Source organism: Klebsiella oxytoca NBRC 105695, assembly GCF_001598695.1.
Lineage (GTDB): Bacteria > Pseudomonadota > Gammaproteobacteria > Enterobacterales > Enterobacteriaceae > Klebsiella > Klebsiella oxytoca.
On the sequence record NZ_BCZK01000003.1, the window covers coordinates 262,266 to 279,389 of the forward strand.

Annotated in this window: 13 protein-coding genes, 1 tRNA gene and 1 pseudogene; 12 read left to right on the forward strand and 3 right to left on the reverse strand. The window is 55.5% G+C overall.

Annotated features, from left to right (window positions below):
• Positions 1-20 precede the first annotated feature (20 nt).
• The gene (locus KO1_RS07100; RefSeq protein ID WP_004106757.1) at positions 21-683 is read right to left on the reverse strand and encodes an OmpA family lipoprotein; all 663 of its coding nucleotides are present in this window, start codon (positions 681-683) and stop codon (positions 21-23) included.
• Between the two features lie 167 nt (positions 684-850).
• Here KO1_RS07100 and KO1_RS07105 point away from each other — a divergent pair, with 167 nt between their 5' ends.
• Positions 851-3,181 carry a molybdopterin guanine dinucleotide-containing S/N-oxide reductase gene (locus KO1_RS07105; protein ID WP_004116318.1) on the forward strand — a complete coding sequence of 777 codons (2,331 nt, stop codon included), beginning with the start codon at positions 851-853 and terminating at the stop codon, positions 3,179-3,181.
• On the opposite strand, the gene KO1_RS07110 is transcribed toward KO1_RS07105, so the two are convergent.
• Together KO1_RS07110 and tag are read right to left on the reverse strand one after the other, a co-directional pair.
• Entirely contained in the window at positions 3,144-3,590 is a 447-nt protein-coding gene (locus tag KO1_RS07110) for an N-acetyltransferase (RefSeq protein WP_004116315.1), read from the reverse strand. The genes KO1_RS07105 and KO1_RS07110 overlap by 38 nt on opposite strands.
• Positions 3,568-4,149 (reverse strand): DNA-3-methyladenine glycosylase I, encoded by a 582-nt coding sequence (tag, locus tag KO1_RS07115; protein WP_004106751.1) that lies wholly within the window; start codon positions 4,147-4,149, stop codon positions 3,568-3,570. Before tag ends, KO1_RS07110 begins: the two co-directional genes overlap by 23 nt.
• A gap of 159 nt (positions 4,150-4,308) precedes the next feature.
• Between tag and KO1_RS07120 the strand changes: the two genes are divergently transcribed.
• The 11 genes and pseudogenes from KO1_RS07120 to bcsQ all read left to right on the forward strand — a co-directional run bounded on the left by KO1_RS07120 (position 4,309) and on the right by bcsQ (position 17,113).
• Positions 4,309-4,953, forward strand: coding sequence for a hypothetical protein (locus KO1_RS07120; protein WP_004116310.1), 645 nt, complete (start codon positions 4,309-4,311; stop codon positions 4,951-4,953).
• Positions 4,954-5,192: 239 nt separating this feature from the next.
• The gene (locus tag KO1_RS07125; protein ID WP_004116308.1) at positions 5,193-6,395 is read left to right on the forward strand and encodes an L-lactate MFS transporter; all 1,203 of its coding nucleotides are present in this window, start codon (positions 5,193-5,195) and stop codon (positions 6,393-6,395) included.
• A gap of 241 nt (positions 6,396-6,636) precedes the next feature.
• Positions 6,637-8,325, forward strand: a complete 1,689-nt coding sequence (gene eptB, locus KO1_RS07130) for a kdo(2)-lipid A phosphoethanolamine 7''-transferase (RefSeq protein ID WP_004116305.1) — start codon at positions 6,637-6,639, stop codon at positions 8,323-8,325.
• Between the two features lie 89 nt (positions 8,326-8,414).
• Positions 8,415-8,491 (forward strand) — tRNA-Pro (locus KO1_RS07135).
• Positions 8,492-9,378: 887 nt separating this feature from the next.
• The gene (dppA, locus tag KO1_RS07140) at positions 9,379-10,986 is read left to right on the forward strand and encodes a dipeptide ABC transporter periplasmic-binding protein DppA (protein WP_004116299.1); all 1,608 of its coding nucleotides are present in this window, start codon (positions 9,379-9,381) and stop codon (positions 10,984-10,986) included.
• A 107-nt stretch (positions 10,987-11,093) separates the two neighbouring features.
• Positions 11,094-12,113, forward strand: coding sequence for a dipeptide ABC transporter permease DppB (gene dppB / locus KO1_RS07145; RefSeq protein ID WP_004106742.1), 1,020 nt, complete (start codon positions 11,094-11,096; stop codon positions 12,111-12,113).
• Between the two features lie 9 nt (positions 12,114-12,122).
• A complete protein-coding gene (dppC, locus tag KO1_RS07150) occupies positions 12,123-13,025 on the forward strand; it encodes a dipeptide ABC transporter permease DppC (protein WP_023321752.1) in 903 nt (300 codons plus the stop codon).
• A 10-nt stretch (positions 13,026-13,035) separates the two neighbouring features.
• Positions 13,036-14,019 (forward strand): dipeptide ABC transporter ATP-binding protein, encoded by a 984-nt coding sequence (gene dppD / locus KO1_RS07155; protein ID WP_004116296.1) that lies wholly within the window; start codon positions 13,036-13,038, stop codon positions 14,017-14,019.
• Complete coding sequence (dppF, locus tag KO1_RS07160) at positions 14,016-15,029, forward strand: dipeptide ABC transporter ATP-binding subunit DppF (protein ID WP_004106735.1); 1,014 nt, start codon at positions 14,016-14,018, stop codon at positions 15,027-15,029. Before dppD ends, dppF begins: the two co-directional genes overlap by 4 nt.
• Before the next feature lie 702 nt (positions 15,030-15,731).
• Positions 15,732-16,319, forward strand: coding sequence for a cellulose biosynthesis protein BcsO (gene bcsO / locus KO1_RS07165; protein WP_049094282.1), 588 nt, complete (start codon positions 15,732-15,734; stop codon positions 16,317-16,319).
• 1 nt (position 16,320) lies between these two features.
• Positions 16,321-17,113 (forward strand): annotated as a pseudogene (bcsQ, locus tag KO1_RS07170) (cellulose biosynthesis protein BcsQ).
• Positions 17,114-17,124 lie beyond the last annotated feature (11 nt).

Genomic DNA, 17,124 nt, shown 5'->3' on the forward strand with positions numbered 1-17,124 from the left:
TCGCCGGGCAAAGGGGGAGGTTACTGCAGCGGGCTGAGGGTAATTTCCACGCGGCGGTTCTGCGCTTTCCCTTCCGCCGTGCTGTTGCTGGCGATGGGGTTCGCCGGACCCATGCCGGTCGTGCGGATGCGACTGGCCGCTACGCCCTGGGTGATAAGCGCGCTGGCGACGCTCTCCGCGCGCTGCTGAGAAAGACGCATATTCAGATCCTGGCTACCGGTACTGTCGGTATAGCCAACCACGTTAACCGCGGTTTTCTCATACTCTTTGAGCACCATTGCCACCCCGGTCAGGGTATTGGCGCCTGCCGGTTTGAGATTGGCGCTGCTGCTGTCGAAGGTCACATTGTTTGGCATATTCAGTACGATATTGTCACCGTTGCGCGTCACGCTTACGCCGGTTCCCTGCATTTTGTCGCGCAGCTTCGCTTCCTGCACGTCCATGTAGTAACCGATGCCGCCGCCCAGCGCTGCACCGGCCGCTGCGCCAATCAGCGCGCCTTTGCCGCGGTCATGTTTGGAAGAGGAGAGCACGCCGACGCCTGCGCCGACCAATGAACCAATGCCCGCGCCGATCCCGGATTTACCCGCTTCGCGTTCGCCAGTGTAGGGGTTGGTGGTACAGCCAGAAATGACCAGTGCGCCGCTAACGATAGCCGCAATCATGAGTACGCGTTTTTTCATCTTAATTCCTTAATCCTTTTTATTCTTTGCCACAGCGACCGTGACGGTTGATTATGACGCCCGAAGCCGGAGAAAATTCCGCAGAGAGCATCTCAATTTGTAAATAACATTGAACGGCTGAATAACTTGTCGTCACTACACCTGCTATCGCTGACCAGGAGCCCGTTTTGCCAACCTCATCTGCCACCAAAACTATTCTGACCGCCGCCCACTGGGGACCCATACTGGTCGAAACCGATGGTGAAAACGTCATCTCGTCGCGCGGAGCGCTTGATACGCCTTTCGCCAACTCCCTGCAAACTGCCGTGCGCGATCAGGTGCACAGCAAAACTCGGGTACGTTACCCGATGGTGCGTAAGGGCTTCCTCGCCTCGCCAGAAAGCCCACAAGGCGTGCGCGGGCAGGACGAGTTTGTGCGGGTGAGCTGGGAGCAGGCGCTGGATCTGATTCACGCTCAGCATCGACGCATTCGCGACAGTTATGGCCCGAGCGCCATCTTCGCGGGTTCCTACGGCTGGCGTTCTAACGGCGTGCTGCACAAAGCGGCGACGCTGCTCCAACGCTATATGAGCCTGGCGGGCGGTTATACCGGGCATCTGGGCGATTATTCCACCGGCGCGGCGCAGGCGATCATGCCGTACGTGGTTGGCGGTAATGAGGTTTATCAGCAGCAGACCAGCTGGCCAATGGTGCTGGAACATAGCGATGTGGTGGTGCTGTGGAGCGCTAACCCATTAAATACGCTAAAAATTGCCTGGAATGCTTCCGATGAGCAGGGCATCCCGTGGTTCGATCGTCTGCGTCAGAGCGGGAAGCGGGTGATCTGCATCGATCCAATGCGATCGGAAACGGCGGAATTCTTTGGCGACGCGGCGGAGTGGATCGCCCCGCATATGGGCACCGACGTGGCGCTGATGCTCGGTATCGCCCATACGCTGGTGGAAAACGGCTGGCAGGATGACGCGTTTTTGGCCCGCTGCACCAGCGGCTATGACGTTTTCGCCCGCTATCTGACCGGGGAGAGCGACGGAACGGCCAAAACGGCGGAATGGGCGGCGGCGATCTGCGGCATTAGCGCGGAGAAAATTCGCGAACTGGCACAACTTTTCCACGAAAACACCACCATGTTAATGTCCGGCTGGGGAATGCAGCGCCAGCAGTTTGGCGAACAAAAGCACTGGATGCTGGTGACCCTTGCCGCCATGCTCGGCCAGATCGGCACCGAGGGCGGAGGCTTTGGCCTCTCCTATCACTTTGCCAACGGCGGCAACCCTACGCGCCGCGCGGCGGTGCTGGCCTCAATGCAGGGCAGCGTGGCGGGCGGTACCGATGCAGTGGAAAAAATCCCGGTCGCGCGCATCGTTGAAGCGCTGGAAAACCCCGGGGCGTCTTATCAACATAACGGTATGGAACGCCGCTTCCCGGATATCCGCTTTATCTGGTGGGCGGGCGGCGCCAACTTTACCCATCATCAGGATACCAATCGCCTGATCCGCGCCTGGCAAAAGCCGGAGCTGGTGGTGATTTCCGAATGCTTCTGGACCGCGGCGGCGCGCCATGCCGATATCGTCCTGCCTGCGACAACCTCATTTGAACGCAACGATATGACGATGACCGGCGATTACAGTAACCAGCATCTGGTGCCGATGAAACGGGTGGTCGCGCCGCGCGATGAAGCGCGCGATGATTTCGAGGTTTTCGCCGATCTCAGCGAGCGCTGGGAAGCGGGCGGGCGGGAGCGCTTCACTGAGGGTAAAAACGATCTGCAGTGGCTGGAGACGTTTTACCAGATTGCCGCCCAGCGCGGGGCGGCGCAGCAGGTTTCCCTGCCGCCGTTCGCCCAGTTCTGGCAGGACAATCAGTTGATTGAAATGCCGGAAAATCCTGAAAACGCGCGTTTCGCCCGCTTTGCCGCCTTCAGGGCCGATCCGCTGGCGAATCCGCTGAAAACCGCCAGCGGAAAAATTGAAATTCACTCGCCGACCATCGCCGGGTTTGCTTATGCGGATTGCCCGCCGCATCCTATGTGGCTGGAGCCGGACGAGTGGCACGGCAATGCGCAGGCAGGCCAGCTTCAGGTGCTTTCCGCGCATCCGGCGCATCGCCTTCATAGCCAGCTCAACCAGACGTCGCTGCGTGAACGGTACGCTGTGGCGGGCCGTGAACCGTTAACCCTTCATCCGCAGGATGCGCAGGCGCGCAATATTGCCGATGGCGATCTGGTGCGGGTATGGAATTCACGCGGTCAGGTGCTGGCCGGCGCAGTGGTAACCGACGGTATCCGTCCGGGGGTTATTTGCCTGCATGAAGGGGCGTGGCCGGATCTCGACGCTCAGGCGGGTATCTGCAAAAACGGTGCGGTAAACGTGCTTACCAAAGATATTCCCACCTCGCGACTGGGCAACGGCTGCGCCGGAAATACGGCGCTGGCCTGGCTGGAAAAATATACCGGACCCGAGCTTACGCTGACGGCATTTGATCCGCCGACCAATGCATAATCCAGGTTGGATGCTGGGTTTCATCCTGCCATGCGCAGTCTTCAATGCGGAAGCCTTGCGCATGGTAGAAATTTACCGCCTGAACGTTTTTCTGATATACCTCGAGGCTGAGCCAGCCGTAGTGTTTTTTGACTTCGCCGATTAGCGCGCTGCCGATACCCTGTCTGACGGCGTCCGGCGCAACGAACAGCGCGCCGATGAAGCGGGATTCCATTACGCTGATAAAGCCCTTCAGCATGCCATCCTGTTCCCAGACCCAGGTTTGGGCGGCGGGCAGATAAACGTCGCGCACTATCGCCAGGCTATCATGCCAGTAGCTTTCGGCGATAAACGGGTGCGCGTGGATCGTACTTTCCAGCCACAGCTCAAGCAGCGGGCCGGTTTCGCTAGCGTCCCAGTGGCGAATCATCCTGGCCTCCTGTGCGACAGAAACAACCGGTGACGTGGTCATTGACCAGACCGCAGGCCTGCATAAAGGAGTAGCAGATAGTGGAGCCGACAAACTTAAAGCCGCGTTTTTTCAGCGCTTTCGATAGCGCGTCAGAAGCGGGGGTGGTTGTCGGGATCTCCGCCAGCGTGGCGGCGGTCGTCACCTGCGGTTGATTGTCGACGAACGACCAGACGAAATCTGCGAAAGGTTCGCCATTTTCTTCCATTGCCAGGAAGGCGCGAGCGTTGCCGATGATGGCCTGGATTTTACCGCGGTGGCGAATAATACCGGCGTCGAGAAGCAGACGTTCAATATCTTCTTCACCCATAGCGGCGACGCGAACCGGGTCAAACTGGTGAAAAGCGTTGCGGTAGTTTTCACGCTTTTTCAGCACGGTGATCCACGATAGTCCGGCCTGCTGGCCCTCAAGGCAAATCATCTCAAACAGCTTACGGGGATTCTTTTCCGCAACGCCCCACTCGCTATCGTGATACTCAATGTATAAAGGATCCTGACTGACCCATCCGCAACGTTGCATCTGCCTCTCCCTTTTGTCATAAAAATCAGTCGTTCAACTTGACGGCTGAAAGATAAAGATAATAGTTAATACAGGGTTATTATTCCCACAGCAGGAATAGGGCACCCCATAAAAAAACACAGCAACCTTGCCGTTTCGGCTCTTTTTGGAGTCGCATTAATGATAATAAAGAAATGCAATGGCCTCCGGGGATTCCTGGTCCCGGCGTGCGTATCCGTCTGGGCGTCGTGTGTTGCCGGTGCGAATGCCTGGCAACAGGAATATATCGCTATCGATACAAAAAGTAATACAGCGGAACGCTATACATGGGACAGCGATCACCAACCGCGCTATGAAGATATTCTCGCGGAGCGGATAAATGCGGCCGACGATCCTTCAGGACTGGCATTTAATAAGGCAGTCTCCCCGGCAGATAGCGCCCGCGGGATGAGCGTCGGCTGGAATTTCTCTCTGCTCGAGGGCATGACGTCCGGTCCGGTAGCCAGTTTACATACCGATTTGACTTCGCCGCTGCTTAGCCGAAATGCCGCCGGAGCCGGCTATGTGAATACGCTGGGCTGGCGGGTCGATTACCAGAAATTATGGGGCGTACATCCGTGGGCGCAGGTGAGCTATAACCAGGGATTAACGACGGATTCTGGCGGGCCGAATCGCGCGCAGGATGGCGCCTGGCGGGACGTGACCTTTGGCGCGGATATGTCGCTTAACCCCCATATAGCCGCCTGGGCGGCGCTATCGCAGGCGGATAATGTGCCCTCCGGGGAAAACTATCTCTATTTAATGGGCGTGAGCGCCAATTTTTAATTTATTTGTATCATGTTTTATTTAATTTATTAACGTATCAGTTACAGCAGTGACGCATCTTGCAGCGATAGTGGACACTAACTTTGCAGTAAATATTTAAGGCGTGAATGTTTTGCAATGTCATTCATTCCGTCTTTTATGCATTTCATTCCGCAGTAGCGGCAGCTCATGCCTTTTTTCCCCAGGCTTACAGGGGACTTCGTTATGGTGGCGGCAGTTAATTATTCAGGACAACTGCTATGAACGCTGCAAACCGTCAATACACCCGCTGGCTCACGCTGCTCGGCACTATCATTACGCAATTTGCGCTGGGATCGGTTTATACATGGAGTTTGTTCAATAGTTCCCTTTCCGCCAAGCTGAACGAACCGGTAAGCCAGGTGGCATTCTCATTTGGCCTGCTAAGCCTTGGTCTGGCGCTCTCCTCATCCGTGGCGGGTAAATTACAGGAACGTTTTGGCGTCAAACGCGTCACCATGGCGTCAGGCGTTCTGCTGGGCCTCGGTTTCTTCCTTACCGCTCATTCAAACAGCCTGATGATGCTGTGGCTGAGCGCGGGCCTGCTGGTGGGGCTGGCGGATGGCGCCGGCTATCTGCTCACGCTGTCAAACTGCGTCAAATGGTTCCCGGAACGTAAGGGGCTGATCTCCGCCTTTTCCATCGGTTCTTATGGGCTTGGCAGCCTGGGCTTTAAATTTATTGATTCCCATCTGCTGGCGACGGTCGGCCTTGAGAAAACCTTTATTATCTGGGGCGCAATCGTGCTGGTGATGATTGTGTTCGGCGCGACGCTGATGAAAGACGCACCGAACCATACCGCTACCGCCAACAACGGCGTCGTCGAAAACGACTTCACCCTTGCCGAATCGATGCGTAAACCACAGTACTGGATGCTGGCGGTAATGTTCCTGACCGCCTGCATGAGCGGCCTGTACGTGATTGGCGTGGCGAAAGATATTGCCCAGGGGATGGTGCACCTTGATGTGGCGACGGCAGCTAACGCGGTCACGGTGATCTCTATCGCTAACCTTAGCGGTCGCCTGGTGCTGGGGATCCTGTCTGATAAAATGTCCCGTATTCGAGTGATTACCATCGGGCAGGTTGTTTCGCTTATCGGTATGGCGGCGCTGCTGTTCGCTCCGCTGAACGCCACCACTTTCTTCGCCGCCATTGCCTGCGTGGCCTTTAACTTCGGCGGTACGATTACCGTCTTCCCGTCGCTGGTCAGCGAATTCTTTGGTCTCAATAACCTGGCGAAAAATTACGGCGTGATTTATCTCGGCTTTGGTATCGGCAGCATTTGCGGTTCCCTGATTGCGTCCCTGTTCGGCGGTTTCTACGTGACCTTCTGCGTCATCTTTGCGCTGCTGATTCTCTCCCTGGCGCTATCGACCACCATCCGCCAGCCGAAAAGTGAGATTTATCACGAAGCGCATGCCTGAAGCCGGGCGTTATCGTGGTCTCGATGATTAATCACCTAAGCTAATAGTGCCAATCCAACCAAATGTTTTGTAAATGTTTGGTTGGATCACATTCCCTCCTGATACTTTTCCCTTCCGCTGTGGTCTACTTAGCGCGCATTGTAGAGGTTTCTTATAACCAAGCTAAACGCACTTTATTAACCTGCTTACTTATATTGCTTAAGTCGGGCGGTTTTATCTCTTCGTTTTCCAGGTTTTTTGCATGAAATACATTAAAACGATGACGCAGCTGAAGCTCAGTATCTGGCTGGCGCTGTACATCGGCTGGTTTATGAACGCTGCCGTACTCTTCCGCCGCTTCGAAGGGTACGCTCAGGAATTTACCATCTGGAAAGGACTCTCAGGGGCAGTGGAACTGGTCGGGACTTTCCTGGTCACCTTCTTTCTGCTGCGTATTTTGTCGCTGTTCGGACGCCGGGTCTGGCGTATCCTCGCGACTATCGTCGTTCTATTCTCCGCTGCCGCCAGCTATTACATGACCTTCCTGAACGTGGTGATCGGCTACGGGATTATCGCCTCGGTGATGACCACCGACATCGACTTATCCAGAGAGGTGATCGGCTGGCACCTGATCCTCTGGCTGGTGCTGATGAGCGCGCTGCCGCTGCTGCTTATCTGGAGCAACCGCTGCCGCTTCACGCTGCTGCGGCAAATTCGTACCCCTGGCCAGCGGATGAAGAATATTACGATCGTATTGCTGGCGGGATTGATGGTCTGGGGGCCAATCCGTTTGCTGGAGGTCCGTCAGAAGAACTTCGAGCGGAGCTCAGAGGTCGATCTGCCAAGCTACGGCGGCGTAGTGGCTAACTCCTACCTGCCGTCAAACTGGCTTTCGGCGCTGGGGCTGTACGCGTGGGCGCAGGTTGATGAGTCATCGGATACTAAATCCCTGATTAATCCGGCGAAAAAATTTACCTACGTGGCGCCCGAAGGGCTCGACGATACCTACGTGGTGTTTATCATCGGCGAAACCACCCGCTGGGATCATATGGGGATTCTGGGCTATAGCCGTAATACCACGCCTAAGCTGGCGCAGGAGAAAAACCTGGTCGCTTTTCGCGGATACTCCTGCGATACCGCGACTAAGCTGTCCCTGCGCTGTATGTTCGTCCGTCAGGGCGGGGCGGATGATAATCCGCAGCGGACGCTGAAAGAGCAGAACGTTTTTGCCGTTCTGCATCAGCTTGGCTTTACCGGCGACCTGTATGCCATGCAGAGCGAGATGTGGTTCTACAGCAACACGATGGCGAACAATATCGCCTATCGCGAGCAGATTGGCGCGGAGCCGAGTAACCGCGGCAAGAGCGTTGACGATATGCTGCTGGTGGACGAAATGAAGCGCGGTCTGGCGAAGAATCCCAATGGTAAGCATCTGATTATTCTGCATACCAAAGGGTCGCACTTTAACTATACCCAGCGCTATCCGCGCAGTTTTGCGCAGTGGCAGCCGGAGTGCGTTGGCGTCGATAATAAGTGTTCGAAGGCTGAGCTGATTAACTCGTATGATAACAGCGTGACCTATGTCGATCACTTTATTGTCAGCGTGCTGGATCAGCTGCGGGATAAGAAAGCGATTGTTTTCTATGCCGCCGACCACGGCGAGTCCATTAATGAGCGCGAGCACCTACACGGTACGCCTCGCAAGATGGCGCCGCCGGAGCAGTTCCGCGTGCCGATGATGGTATGGATGTCGGATAAGTATCTGGCGTCTCCCGATCATGCCGCCTCTTTTGCTCGCCTGAAGCAGCAGGCAGCCATGAAGGTGCCGCGCCGCCACGTAGAGCTGTATGACACCATTATGGGCTGTCTTGGCTATACTTCGCCGGACGGCGGGATTAACCAATATAACAACTGGTGCCACGTTCCTGACGCTGCGGCGAAAAAGCCGTAGCGGAGTGGCGAGTTTCTCGCCGCTTGAGCGACTTTTTCATAATAAGGCATTGACGGGTGTGTATCGCAGCAGTAAGATGCGCCCGCATTCGGTGATTGGCGCAGCCTGGTAGCGCACTTCGTTCGGGACGAAGGGGTCGGAGGTTCGAATCCTCTATCACCGACCAAATTCAAAAGCCTGCTCAACGAGCAGGCTTTTTTGCATCTGTAGCTTTTACTGATATGCAGCATCGCCTCCGGGAAATTAGCCGCATCGCACACCGCTCCCGGGGGCGGCGCAAAGCGCCTTGCCCGGGCTACAGGTTCAGCATTGTTTGCGGGCAGGTAGCCCGGACAGATGCGCAGCATCGCCTCCGGGAAAAGGCGCTGCCTGCTAAGAGTGTGAAAAAACGCATCCATCCTCATTTCCTGCCGCCAATTCCCTGTTTTGTGACATCTTCCATTGTATTTTTTATATATGCTCCGATCTTTTTTCGCGAAGCTTATGGATAACTTCAGCATTTTCCGCTGTGCGTTTTAACGTTCACGCTATTTATCGCTCACATATTGGTCACATCGCAAGAAATTTTTACCATTTCCTGTAATTGCTTATGACTGCCTGTTGAAAAATATAAAGGGCTTTATTCTGTCTATTGGCCGCTAGCATAAATTTCTCTGCTGGAAATAGCGCATTGCACTTTTTTTAATCTTTGCCTGCCGATTCTCACCCCGGATGTAAAACCAGGTTGGCTGTATTGACGTTTCCCCATTCTGTTGACAGATTGTAGGGCATGAGGGGCATTTCATGGAGAATCCGTACTGCAACTCAGTCGTTTTTGCGAAAGGAATCCCCATCTCTCTCAACGCTTTCGGGCACCACCGACCGGACCGGGTATATTCTAAATAGTTCGAGCTGCGGGAAGGCGGCAAGCTTGAGAATCCCCAGGAGCATAGATGGCTATGTGACTGGAGCGATCGAGCGCAGCCAACGCATCCGTAGTTCGAAATATGACGAATAAAAATAAATAAAGGTCTGGCGGATATATGCAAACAACATCACATTTGGAGCAGAATAATGAGTATTTCCTTGAAGAAATCAGGGATGCTGAAGCTTGGTCTGAGCCTGGTTGCCATGACCGTCGCAGCAAGCGTACAAGCGAAGACCCTGGTTTATTGTTCAGAAGGTTCGCCGGAAGGCTTTAACCCACAGCTCTTCACCTCTGGTACCACCTATGACGCCAGCTCAGTGCCAATTTATAACCGCCTGGTAGAATTCAAAACCGGCACCACGGAAGTTATTCCGGGCCTGGCGGAGAAATGGGAAGTTAGTGAAGACGGAAAAACCTATACTTTCCATCTGCGTAAAGACGTGAAGTGGCAGGATAACAAAGATTTTAAACCGACCCGCACGCTGAACGCCGATGACGTCGTTTTCTCATTCGACAGACAAAAAAATACCAATAACCCGTACCACAAAGTGTCTGGCGGCAGCTATGAATACTTTGAAGGCATGGGATTACCAGACCTGATTAGCGAAGTGAAGAAAGTGGACGATAATACCGTCCAGTTCGTGCTGACCCGTCCGGAATCGCCGTTCCTTGCCGACCTCGCTATGGACTTCGCCTCTATTCTGTCAAAAGAGTATGCCGATAACATGCTGAAAGCCGGTACGCCGGAGAAAGTGGACCTCAACCCAATCGGTACCGGTCCGTTCCAGCTGCTGCAGTATCAAAAAGACTCCCGTATTCTCTATAAAGCCTTCCCGGGTTACTGGGGCACTAAGCCGAAAATCGATCGCCTGGTCTTCTCCATCACCCCTGATGCTTCCGTGCGCTACGCTAAGCTGCAGAAAAATGAATGCCAGATCATGCCGTACCCGAACCCGGCAGACATCGCGCGCATGAAGGAAGACAAAAATATCACCCTGCTGGAACAGCCGGGTCTGAACGTCGGCTACCTCTCTTTTAACACCGAGAAGAAGCCGCTGGATGATGTCAAAGTTCGTCAGGCGCTGACCTACGCGGTAAACAAAGAAGCGATTATCAAAGCCGTTTATCAGGGCGCCGGCCAGGCCGCGAAGAACCTGATCCCGCCGACCATGTGGGGCTATAACGACGACATTAAAGACTACACCTACGATCCAGAAAAAGCGAAAGCGCTGCTGAAAGAGGCGGGACTGGAAAAAGGCTTTACCATCGACCTGTGGGCGATGCCGGTACAGCGTCCGTATAACCCGAACGCGCGCCGTATGGCTGAGATGATTCAGGCCGACTGGGCTAAAGTTGGCGTCCAGGCCAAGATCGTGACCTTCGAGTGGGGTGAATACCTCAAGCGCGCGAAAGCGGGCGAGCACCAGACCGTAATGATGGGCTGGACCGGCGACAACGGGGATCCGGATAACTTCTTCGCGACCCTGTTTAGCTGCGCCGCGGCAAAAGACGGTTCTAACTACTCCCGCTGGTGCTACAAGCCGTTTGAAGACTTGATTCAACCGGCTCGCGCTACCGACGACCACAACAAGCGTATTGAGCTGTACAAACAGGCTCAGGTTGTGATGCACGACCAGGCGCCGGCGCTGATCGTCGCTCACTCCACCGTCTATGAGCCGGTGCGTAAAGAGGTCAAAGGCTACGTGGTCGATCCATTAGGTAAACACCACTTCGATAACGTCTCTATCGAATAATAACAGCGTGTTTCCCCTCTCCCCGCCTTGGGGAGAGGGAATTGACATTTGTGAGCAATACAGACGTCCTGTCACCAGGCGGGTCGTCACTAGAGAGAATCCGGGTTATGTTGCAGTTCATTCTCCGACGTTTGGGACTTGTCATCCCGACATTTATCGGTATTACCCTTCTCACTTTTGCCTTCGTTCATATGATTCCCGGCGACCCGGTGATGATTATGGCGGGCGAACGTGGTATTTCCCCTGAACGTCACGCGCAGCTGCTGGCCGAGATGGGCCTTGATAAACCGATGTGGCAGCAGTACGTCAACTATATTTGGGGCGTGATGCACGGTGATTTGGGCATCTCGCTGAAAAGCCGTATTCCCGTCTGGGAAGAGTTCGTACCGCGCTTTAAAGCCACGATGGAGCTGGGCGTCTGCGCGATGATTTTTGCCGTCATTGTCGGTATCCCGGTGGGCGTGCTGGCGGCGGTTAAGCGCGGCTCTATCTTCGACCACACCTCCGTTGGCCTCGCGCTGACCGGCTACTCTATGCCCATCTTCTGGTGGGGCATGATGCTAATCATGCTGGTGTCGGTGCAGCTCAATCTGACGCCGGTTTCCGGGCGTATCAGCGATACCGTCTTCCTTGACGATACCCTGCCGTTGACCGGATTTATGCTGATCGATACCGCGATTTGGGGCGAGCCGGGCGACTTTATTGATGCGGTAATGCATATGATCCTGCCCGCGGTGGTGCTGGGGACGATTCCCCTGGCGGTGATCGTGCGTATGACCCGTTCGTCGATGCTGGAAGTGCTGGGTGAGGATTATATCCGTACCGCGCGCGCGAAAGGCCTGACGCGGATGCGGGTAATCATCGTGCATGCTTTACGTAACGCGATGCTGCCGGTGGTCACGGTTATCGGCCTGCAGGTCGGTACGCTGCTGGCGGGGGCTATCCTGACCGAAACCATCTTCTCCTGGCCGGGCCTTGGCCGCTGGCTGATTGATGCGCTGCAGCGCCGCGACTATCCGGTGGTGCAGGGCGGGGTGCTGCTGGTGGCGACGATGATTATTCTCGTCAACCTGCTGGTCGACCTATTGTACGGCGTGGTGAACCCGCGTATCCGGCATAAGAAGTAAGGGGCCATCATGTCACAATTTACTGAAAATAAAGTTGTCGCCGCGCCGGTGCCAATGACCCCGTTGCAGGAGTTCTGGCACTATTTTAAACGTAATAAAGGCGCCGTCGTGGGGCTGGCCTATGTCGCGGTGATGATCATCATCGCCGTCTTTGCCAACTTCCTCGCGCCTTACAATCCGGCGGATCAGTTCCGCGATGCGCTGCTGGCTCCGCCGTTCTGGCAGGAGGGCGGCAGCATGTCCCACCTGCTCGGCACCGATGACGTTGGCCGCGATATCCTGTCGCGCCTGATGTACGGCGCGCGCCTGTCGCTGCTGGTAGGCTGTCTGGTCGTTGTGCTATCGCTGATCCTCGGTGTGGTGCTCGGTCTTGTCGCGGGCTATTTTGGCGGCGTGATTGACTCGGTCATTATGCGCGTTGTCGACATTATGCTGGCCCTGCCAAGTCTGCTGCTGGCGCTGGTGCTGGTGGCCATCTTCGGCCCGTCGATCGTCAATGCCTCTATAGCGCTGACCTTTGTCGCCCTGCCGCACTACGTGCGTCTGACCCGCGCGGCGGTGCTGGTAGAGGTGAACCGCGATTACGTCACCGCTTCCCGCGTGGCGGGGGCCGGCGCGATGCGTCAGATGTTCATCAACATTCTTCCTAACTGCCTTGCGCCGCTGATTGTTCAGGCGTCTCTGGGCTTCTCTAACGCCATTCTCGATATGGCCGCTCTTGGCTTCCTTGGCATGGGTGCGCAGCCGCCGACACCGGAGTGGGGCACGATGCTCTCCGACGTGTTGCAGTTCGCGCAGAGCGCCTGGTGGGTCGTCACCTTTCCCGGTGTCGCTATCCTGCTGACGGTGCTGGCATTTAACCTGATGGGTGACGGTCTGCGTGACGCGCTCGATCCCAAACTGAAGCAGTAAGAGGTTCGAGATGGCGTTATTAAATGTAGATAAACTCTCGGTGCACTTCGGCGACGAAGGGACGCCGTTCCGCGCCGTAGATCGCGTGAGCTACAGCGTAAATCAGGGTGAAGTGGTTGGTATCGTCGGCGAGTCCGGTTCGGGTAAATCGGTTAGCTCTTTGGCGATTATGGGGCTGATTGACTATCCCGGCCGGGTAATGGCTGAAAAGCTGGAGTTTAACGGTCGCGACCTGAAGCGCATTTCCGAAAAAGAGCGCCGCCAGCTGGTGGGCGCGGAAGTGGCGATGATCTTCCAGGACCCGATGACCAGCCTGAATCCGTGCTATACAGTCGGCTACCAGATCATGGAAGCCATTAAGGTGCACCAGGGCGGCAACAAGAAAACCCGCGTGCAGCGGGCGATTGACCTGCTGACGCTGGTCGGTATCCCCGACCCGGCTTCGCGTCTTGATGTCTATCCGCATCAGCTTTCCGGCGGTATGAGCCAGCGCGTGATGATTGCGATGGCCATCGCCTGTCGGCCAAAGCTGCTGATTGCCGATGAACCCACGACGGCGCTGGATGTGACTATCCAGGCGCAGATCATTGAACTGCTGCTGGAGCTGCAGCAAAAAGAGAATATGGCGCTGATCCTGATCACCCACGATCTGGCGCTGGTGGCCGAAGCGGCGCACAAAATCATCGTCATGTACGCGGGGCAGGTGGTGGAAACCGGCGACGCGCAGGATATCTTCCGCGCGCCTCGCCACCCCTATACGCAGGCGCTGCTGCGCGCGCTGCCGGAGTTCGCTCAGGATAAAGCGCGCCTTGCCTCGCTGCCGGGCGTGGTGCCGGGTAAATACGACCGTCCGAACGGCTGTTTGCTTAATCCGCGCTGCCCCTATGCGACAGACAAATGCCGCAGTGAAGAACCTGAGCTGAACCTGCTTAACGGCGGTCGCCAGTCGAAATGCCATTACCCACTTGATGATGCCGGGAGGCCTGGGCTATGAGTACGCATGAGGCCACCACGCAACAGCCTCTGTTGCTGGCCACCGATCTGAAAAAATACTACCCGGTGAAGAAGGGGCTGTTTGCGCCGGAACGCCTGGTCAAAGCGCTGGACGGCGTTTCGTTTACCCTTGAACGCGGTAAAACGCTGGCGGTGGTGGGGGAGTCTGGCTGCGGCAAGTCGACGCTCGGTCGTCTGCTGACGATGATTGAAATTCCCACCGGCGGGGAGCTTTACTACCAGGGACAGGACCTGTTGAAGCACGATCCGCAGGCGCAGAAGCTGCGCCGGCAGAAAATCCAGATTGTGTTCCAGAATCCCTACGGTTCGCTTAACCCGCGTAAAAAGGTGGGGCAGATTCTCGAGGAGCCGCTGCAGATCAACACCAGCTTGAGCAAAGAGCAGCGCCGGGAGAAGGCGCTGGCGATGATGGCGAAAGTGGGTCTGAAAACCGAACATTACGACCGTTATCCGCATATGTTCTCCGGCGGCCAGCGTCAGCGTATCGCCATTGCCCGCGGTCTGATGCTTGACCCGGACGTGGTGATCGCCGATGAACCGGTCTCCGCGCTGGACGTTTCGGTGCGCGCGCAGGTGCTGAACCTGATGATGGATTTACAGCAGGATATGGGGCTTTCTTACGTCTTCATCTCTCACGATTTGTCGGTCGTGGAGCATATCGCTGATGAAGTCATGGTGATGTATCTGGGCCGCTGCGTGGAGAAAGGGACGAAGGATCAAATCTTCAATAACCCGCAGCATCCGTACACTCAGGCGCTACTGTCAGCCACGCCGCGTCTGAATCCGGATGACCGCCGCGAGCGTATCAAGCTCACCGGCGAGCTGCCGAGCCCACTGAATCCGCCGCCGGGATGCGCGTTTAACGCCCGCTGTCGCCGCCGTTTTGGCCCATGTACCCAGCTTCAACCGCAGCTGAAAGACTACAGCGGCCAACTGGTGGCCTGCTTTGCGGTCGACCAGGATCAAAACGGCGAGAAGCCGCTGAGCTGATCCAGGTAACCGATAATCAAAGCCGAAGCCTGTGCTTCGGCTTTTTTTATCCCGGACTCAGCGCTGTTGGAACAAACCTACAACGAACAATGCTGGCACCCTACGCCAGTACAATAGTTATTGCGGGAGTTCGAGATAACTACATGAAAATATTTTGTTTTATCTTCGTTCTTTCTTTGGTTGGAGCGGGTAAGCAGCAAAGGTGATTCATGAAGTTGTTCCTTGTTGTTCGGTCAACGCTTTATATTCCTGGTTTTTGGCTAACATCCTGAGCTATTTATTTTGCGCCGCGGTGTTATTTATTATTTTAATTAAGCGTGGCAGGTGATTACTAAAGACATTAAAAAATATTAAAATGTTTTCTCTTTCGCATTCAGTCGGCGCGTATTACACGGTTTTTAAAAGTTAAACGGCATAAAAAACTACGGTCTGCTGATAGCCCGGCAGGTTGCGGGGGGATTGATGACGCTGCCGCCCAAAAAATGGGGCTATCATTTTGAAAAAGAGCTGTTAGTGTAGCCGCACTACCGCTATGGAATTAAACCAGTCAGGCTTATTCAAAATAATCAAATTAATACTAAAGTTAGCGTATCGTGACGGGCGTAACTCCCCAAAAAACAACCCATTAAACTATGCTCTGGCGGCATAGCATGACAATTAAAACAGATTAAATATGATGTATTTAAAATCATGAGGTTATCTATGAACCATTATGATGATTTGCAGCGCTTTAAGGAAAAGACGCGGACACACAGTCTCCCATTCAAGGACCTCTCATCAGAAACCGGCGCCGGTGAAAAAGGCGATTGGGTTATTCTCAATCAGCTTATTCCTGCGGAGCAAGCATCCTCTTTGGCTATGGGCGGATCGGTATCTTTACCTCTGCCGCAGCTGGTGCCGGCCAATATGTTTCATCAGGTGGAGCGGACAGCCATTCAGACCGCGCCGGCGACATCGTCGGTTGCGCCGTCGGTAATGATTCCCGACCCTGCAGCCCCATCCGCGCCGCAGCCTGTTCCCGCGGTGAGTCATATTGCTCCGGTTGCCGTAGAACCGATAGTGCAGGCAGGCGAGGCCGCGACCGGGCAAGCGTTCCGGACAGCCGTATCGCAACCTGTTGCGCCGCTATCTGACCACGTGCCAGCTCCGGCTGTCAGACCTCGCCCGGCGATAGCGCCGACGGTGGACGGTTTTGCCCATCTCTTTGCGGCAAAAACGGTGGCGCCAGCGGCGAAAGATAAAGATCAGCCCCTGAAATCACTCTTAGAAAGGATTGCGACATGCCGTTGATCTGCGTGTGTTCGCCGAAAGGCGGCGTAGGAAAGACGACCCTGGCGGCAAACCTGGCCTGGGCGTTGGCCCGCGCAGGCAGCAAAGTCCTCGCTCTGGATTTTGATGTGCAGAACGCGCTGCGCCTGCATTTTGGCGTGCCTCTCGGCGATGAGCGTGGGTATGCCGCAAAAGCGCTGGAGCTCCATGACTGGAGCCAGTGCGTGTTAAGCGCCGGCAGCAATATTTTCGTTTTGCCCTACGGCGAGGTGAGCGAGGCGCAGCGACAGGCGTTCGATGAGCGTCTGACCCATGACGCGCATTTCCTGACGCGCGGGCTGGCGGCACTGCTTAACTATCCTGGGCTGATTACCGTTGCCGACCTGCCGCCGGGCCCTTCACCCGCGCTAAAGGCGCTGACTTCGCTGGCCGACATGCATCTGGTACCGCTGCTGGCGGATACCGCATCGATGTCCGCATTGTCGCACGTGGTAAAGCAGCGCCTGACCGGAGGCGCTCTCAACGCTAAACACGGTCACTATTTTGTGATTAACCAGAGCGATAACCGTCGCCAGGTCAGTCGCGATGTCACGGCGTTGATGGAAGAAAAGCTGGGCGATCGTCTGCTGGGCATTATTCATCGTGATGAAAGCGTGGTGGAGGCAAATGCCTCCCAGAAGTCGATCCTCGACTTTAACTCATCCTCCGCAGCCGCCTTTGATATTGAAATTATTGCCAAAAAAATCTCTGCGCAGTTGGGTATCAATATCGGCGACGGCACGGTGCACAGCCAGCCTCGCAGGTCAGGTCTTTAATTTAACTGCAG

Bases quoted from the DNA above. Each gene is read 5' to 3' on its own strand.
- KO1_RS07100 (WP_004106757.1), bottom strand. From the start codon at position 683: ATGAAAAAACGCGTACTCATGATTGCGGCTATCGTTAGCGGCGCACTG.
- KO1_RS07110 (WP_004116315.1), bottom strand. From the start codon at position 3,590: ATGATTCGCCACTGGGACGCTAGCGAAACCGGCCCGCTGCTTGAGCTG.
- tag (WP_004106751.1), bottom strand. From the start codon at position 4,149: ATGCAACGTTGCGGATGGGTCAGTCAGGATCCTTTATACATTGAGTAT.
- KO1_RS07120 (WP_004116310.1), top strand. From the start codon at position 4,309: ATGATAATAAAGAAATGCAATGGCCTCCGGGGATTCCTGGTCCCGGCG.
- KO1_RS07125 (WP_004116308.1), top strand. From the start codon at position 5,193: ATGAACGCTGCAAACCGTCAATACACCCGCTGGCTCACGCTGCTCGGC.
- eptB (WP_004116305.1), top strand. From the start codon at position 6,637: ATGAAATACATTAAAACGATGACGCAGCTGAAGCTCAGTATCTGGCTG.
- dppA (WP_004116299.1), top strand. From the start codon at position 9,379: ATGAGTATTTCCTTGAAGAAATCAGGGATGCTGAAGCTTGGTCTGAGC.
- dppB (WP_004106742.1), top strand. From the start codon at position 11,094: ATGTTGCAGTTCATTCTCCGACGTTTGGGACTTGTCATCCCGACATTT.
- dppC (WP_023321752.1), top strand. From the start codon at position 12,123: ATGTCACAATTTACTGAAAATAAAGTTGTCGCCGCGCCGGTGCCAATG.
- dppD (WP_004116296.1), top strand. From the start codon at position 13,036: ATGGCGTTATTAAATGTAGATAAACTCTCGGTGCACTTCGGCGACGAA.
- dppF (WP_004106735.1), top strand. From the start codon at position 14,016: ATGAGTACGCATGAGGCCACCACGCAACAGCCTCTGTTGCTGGCCACC.
- bcsO (WP_049094282.1), top strand. From the start codon at position 15,732: ATGAACCATTATGATGATTTGCAGCGCTTTAAGGAAAAGACGCGGACA.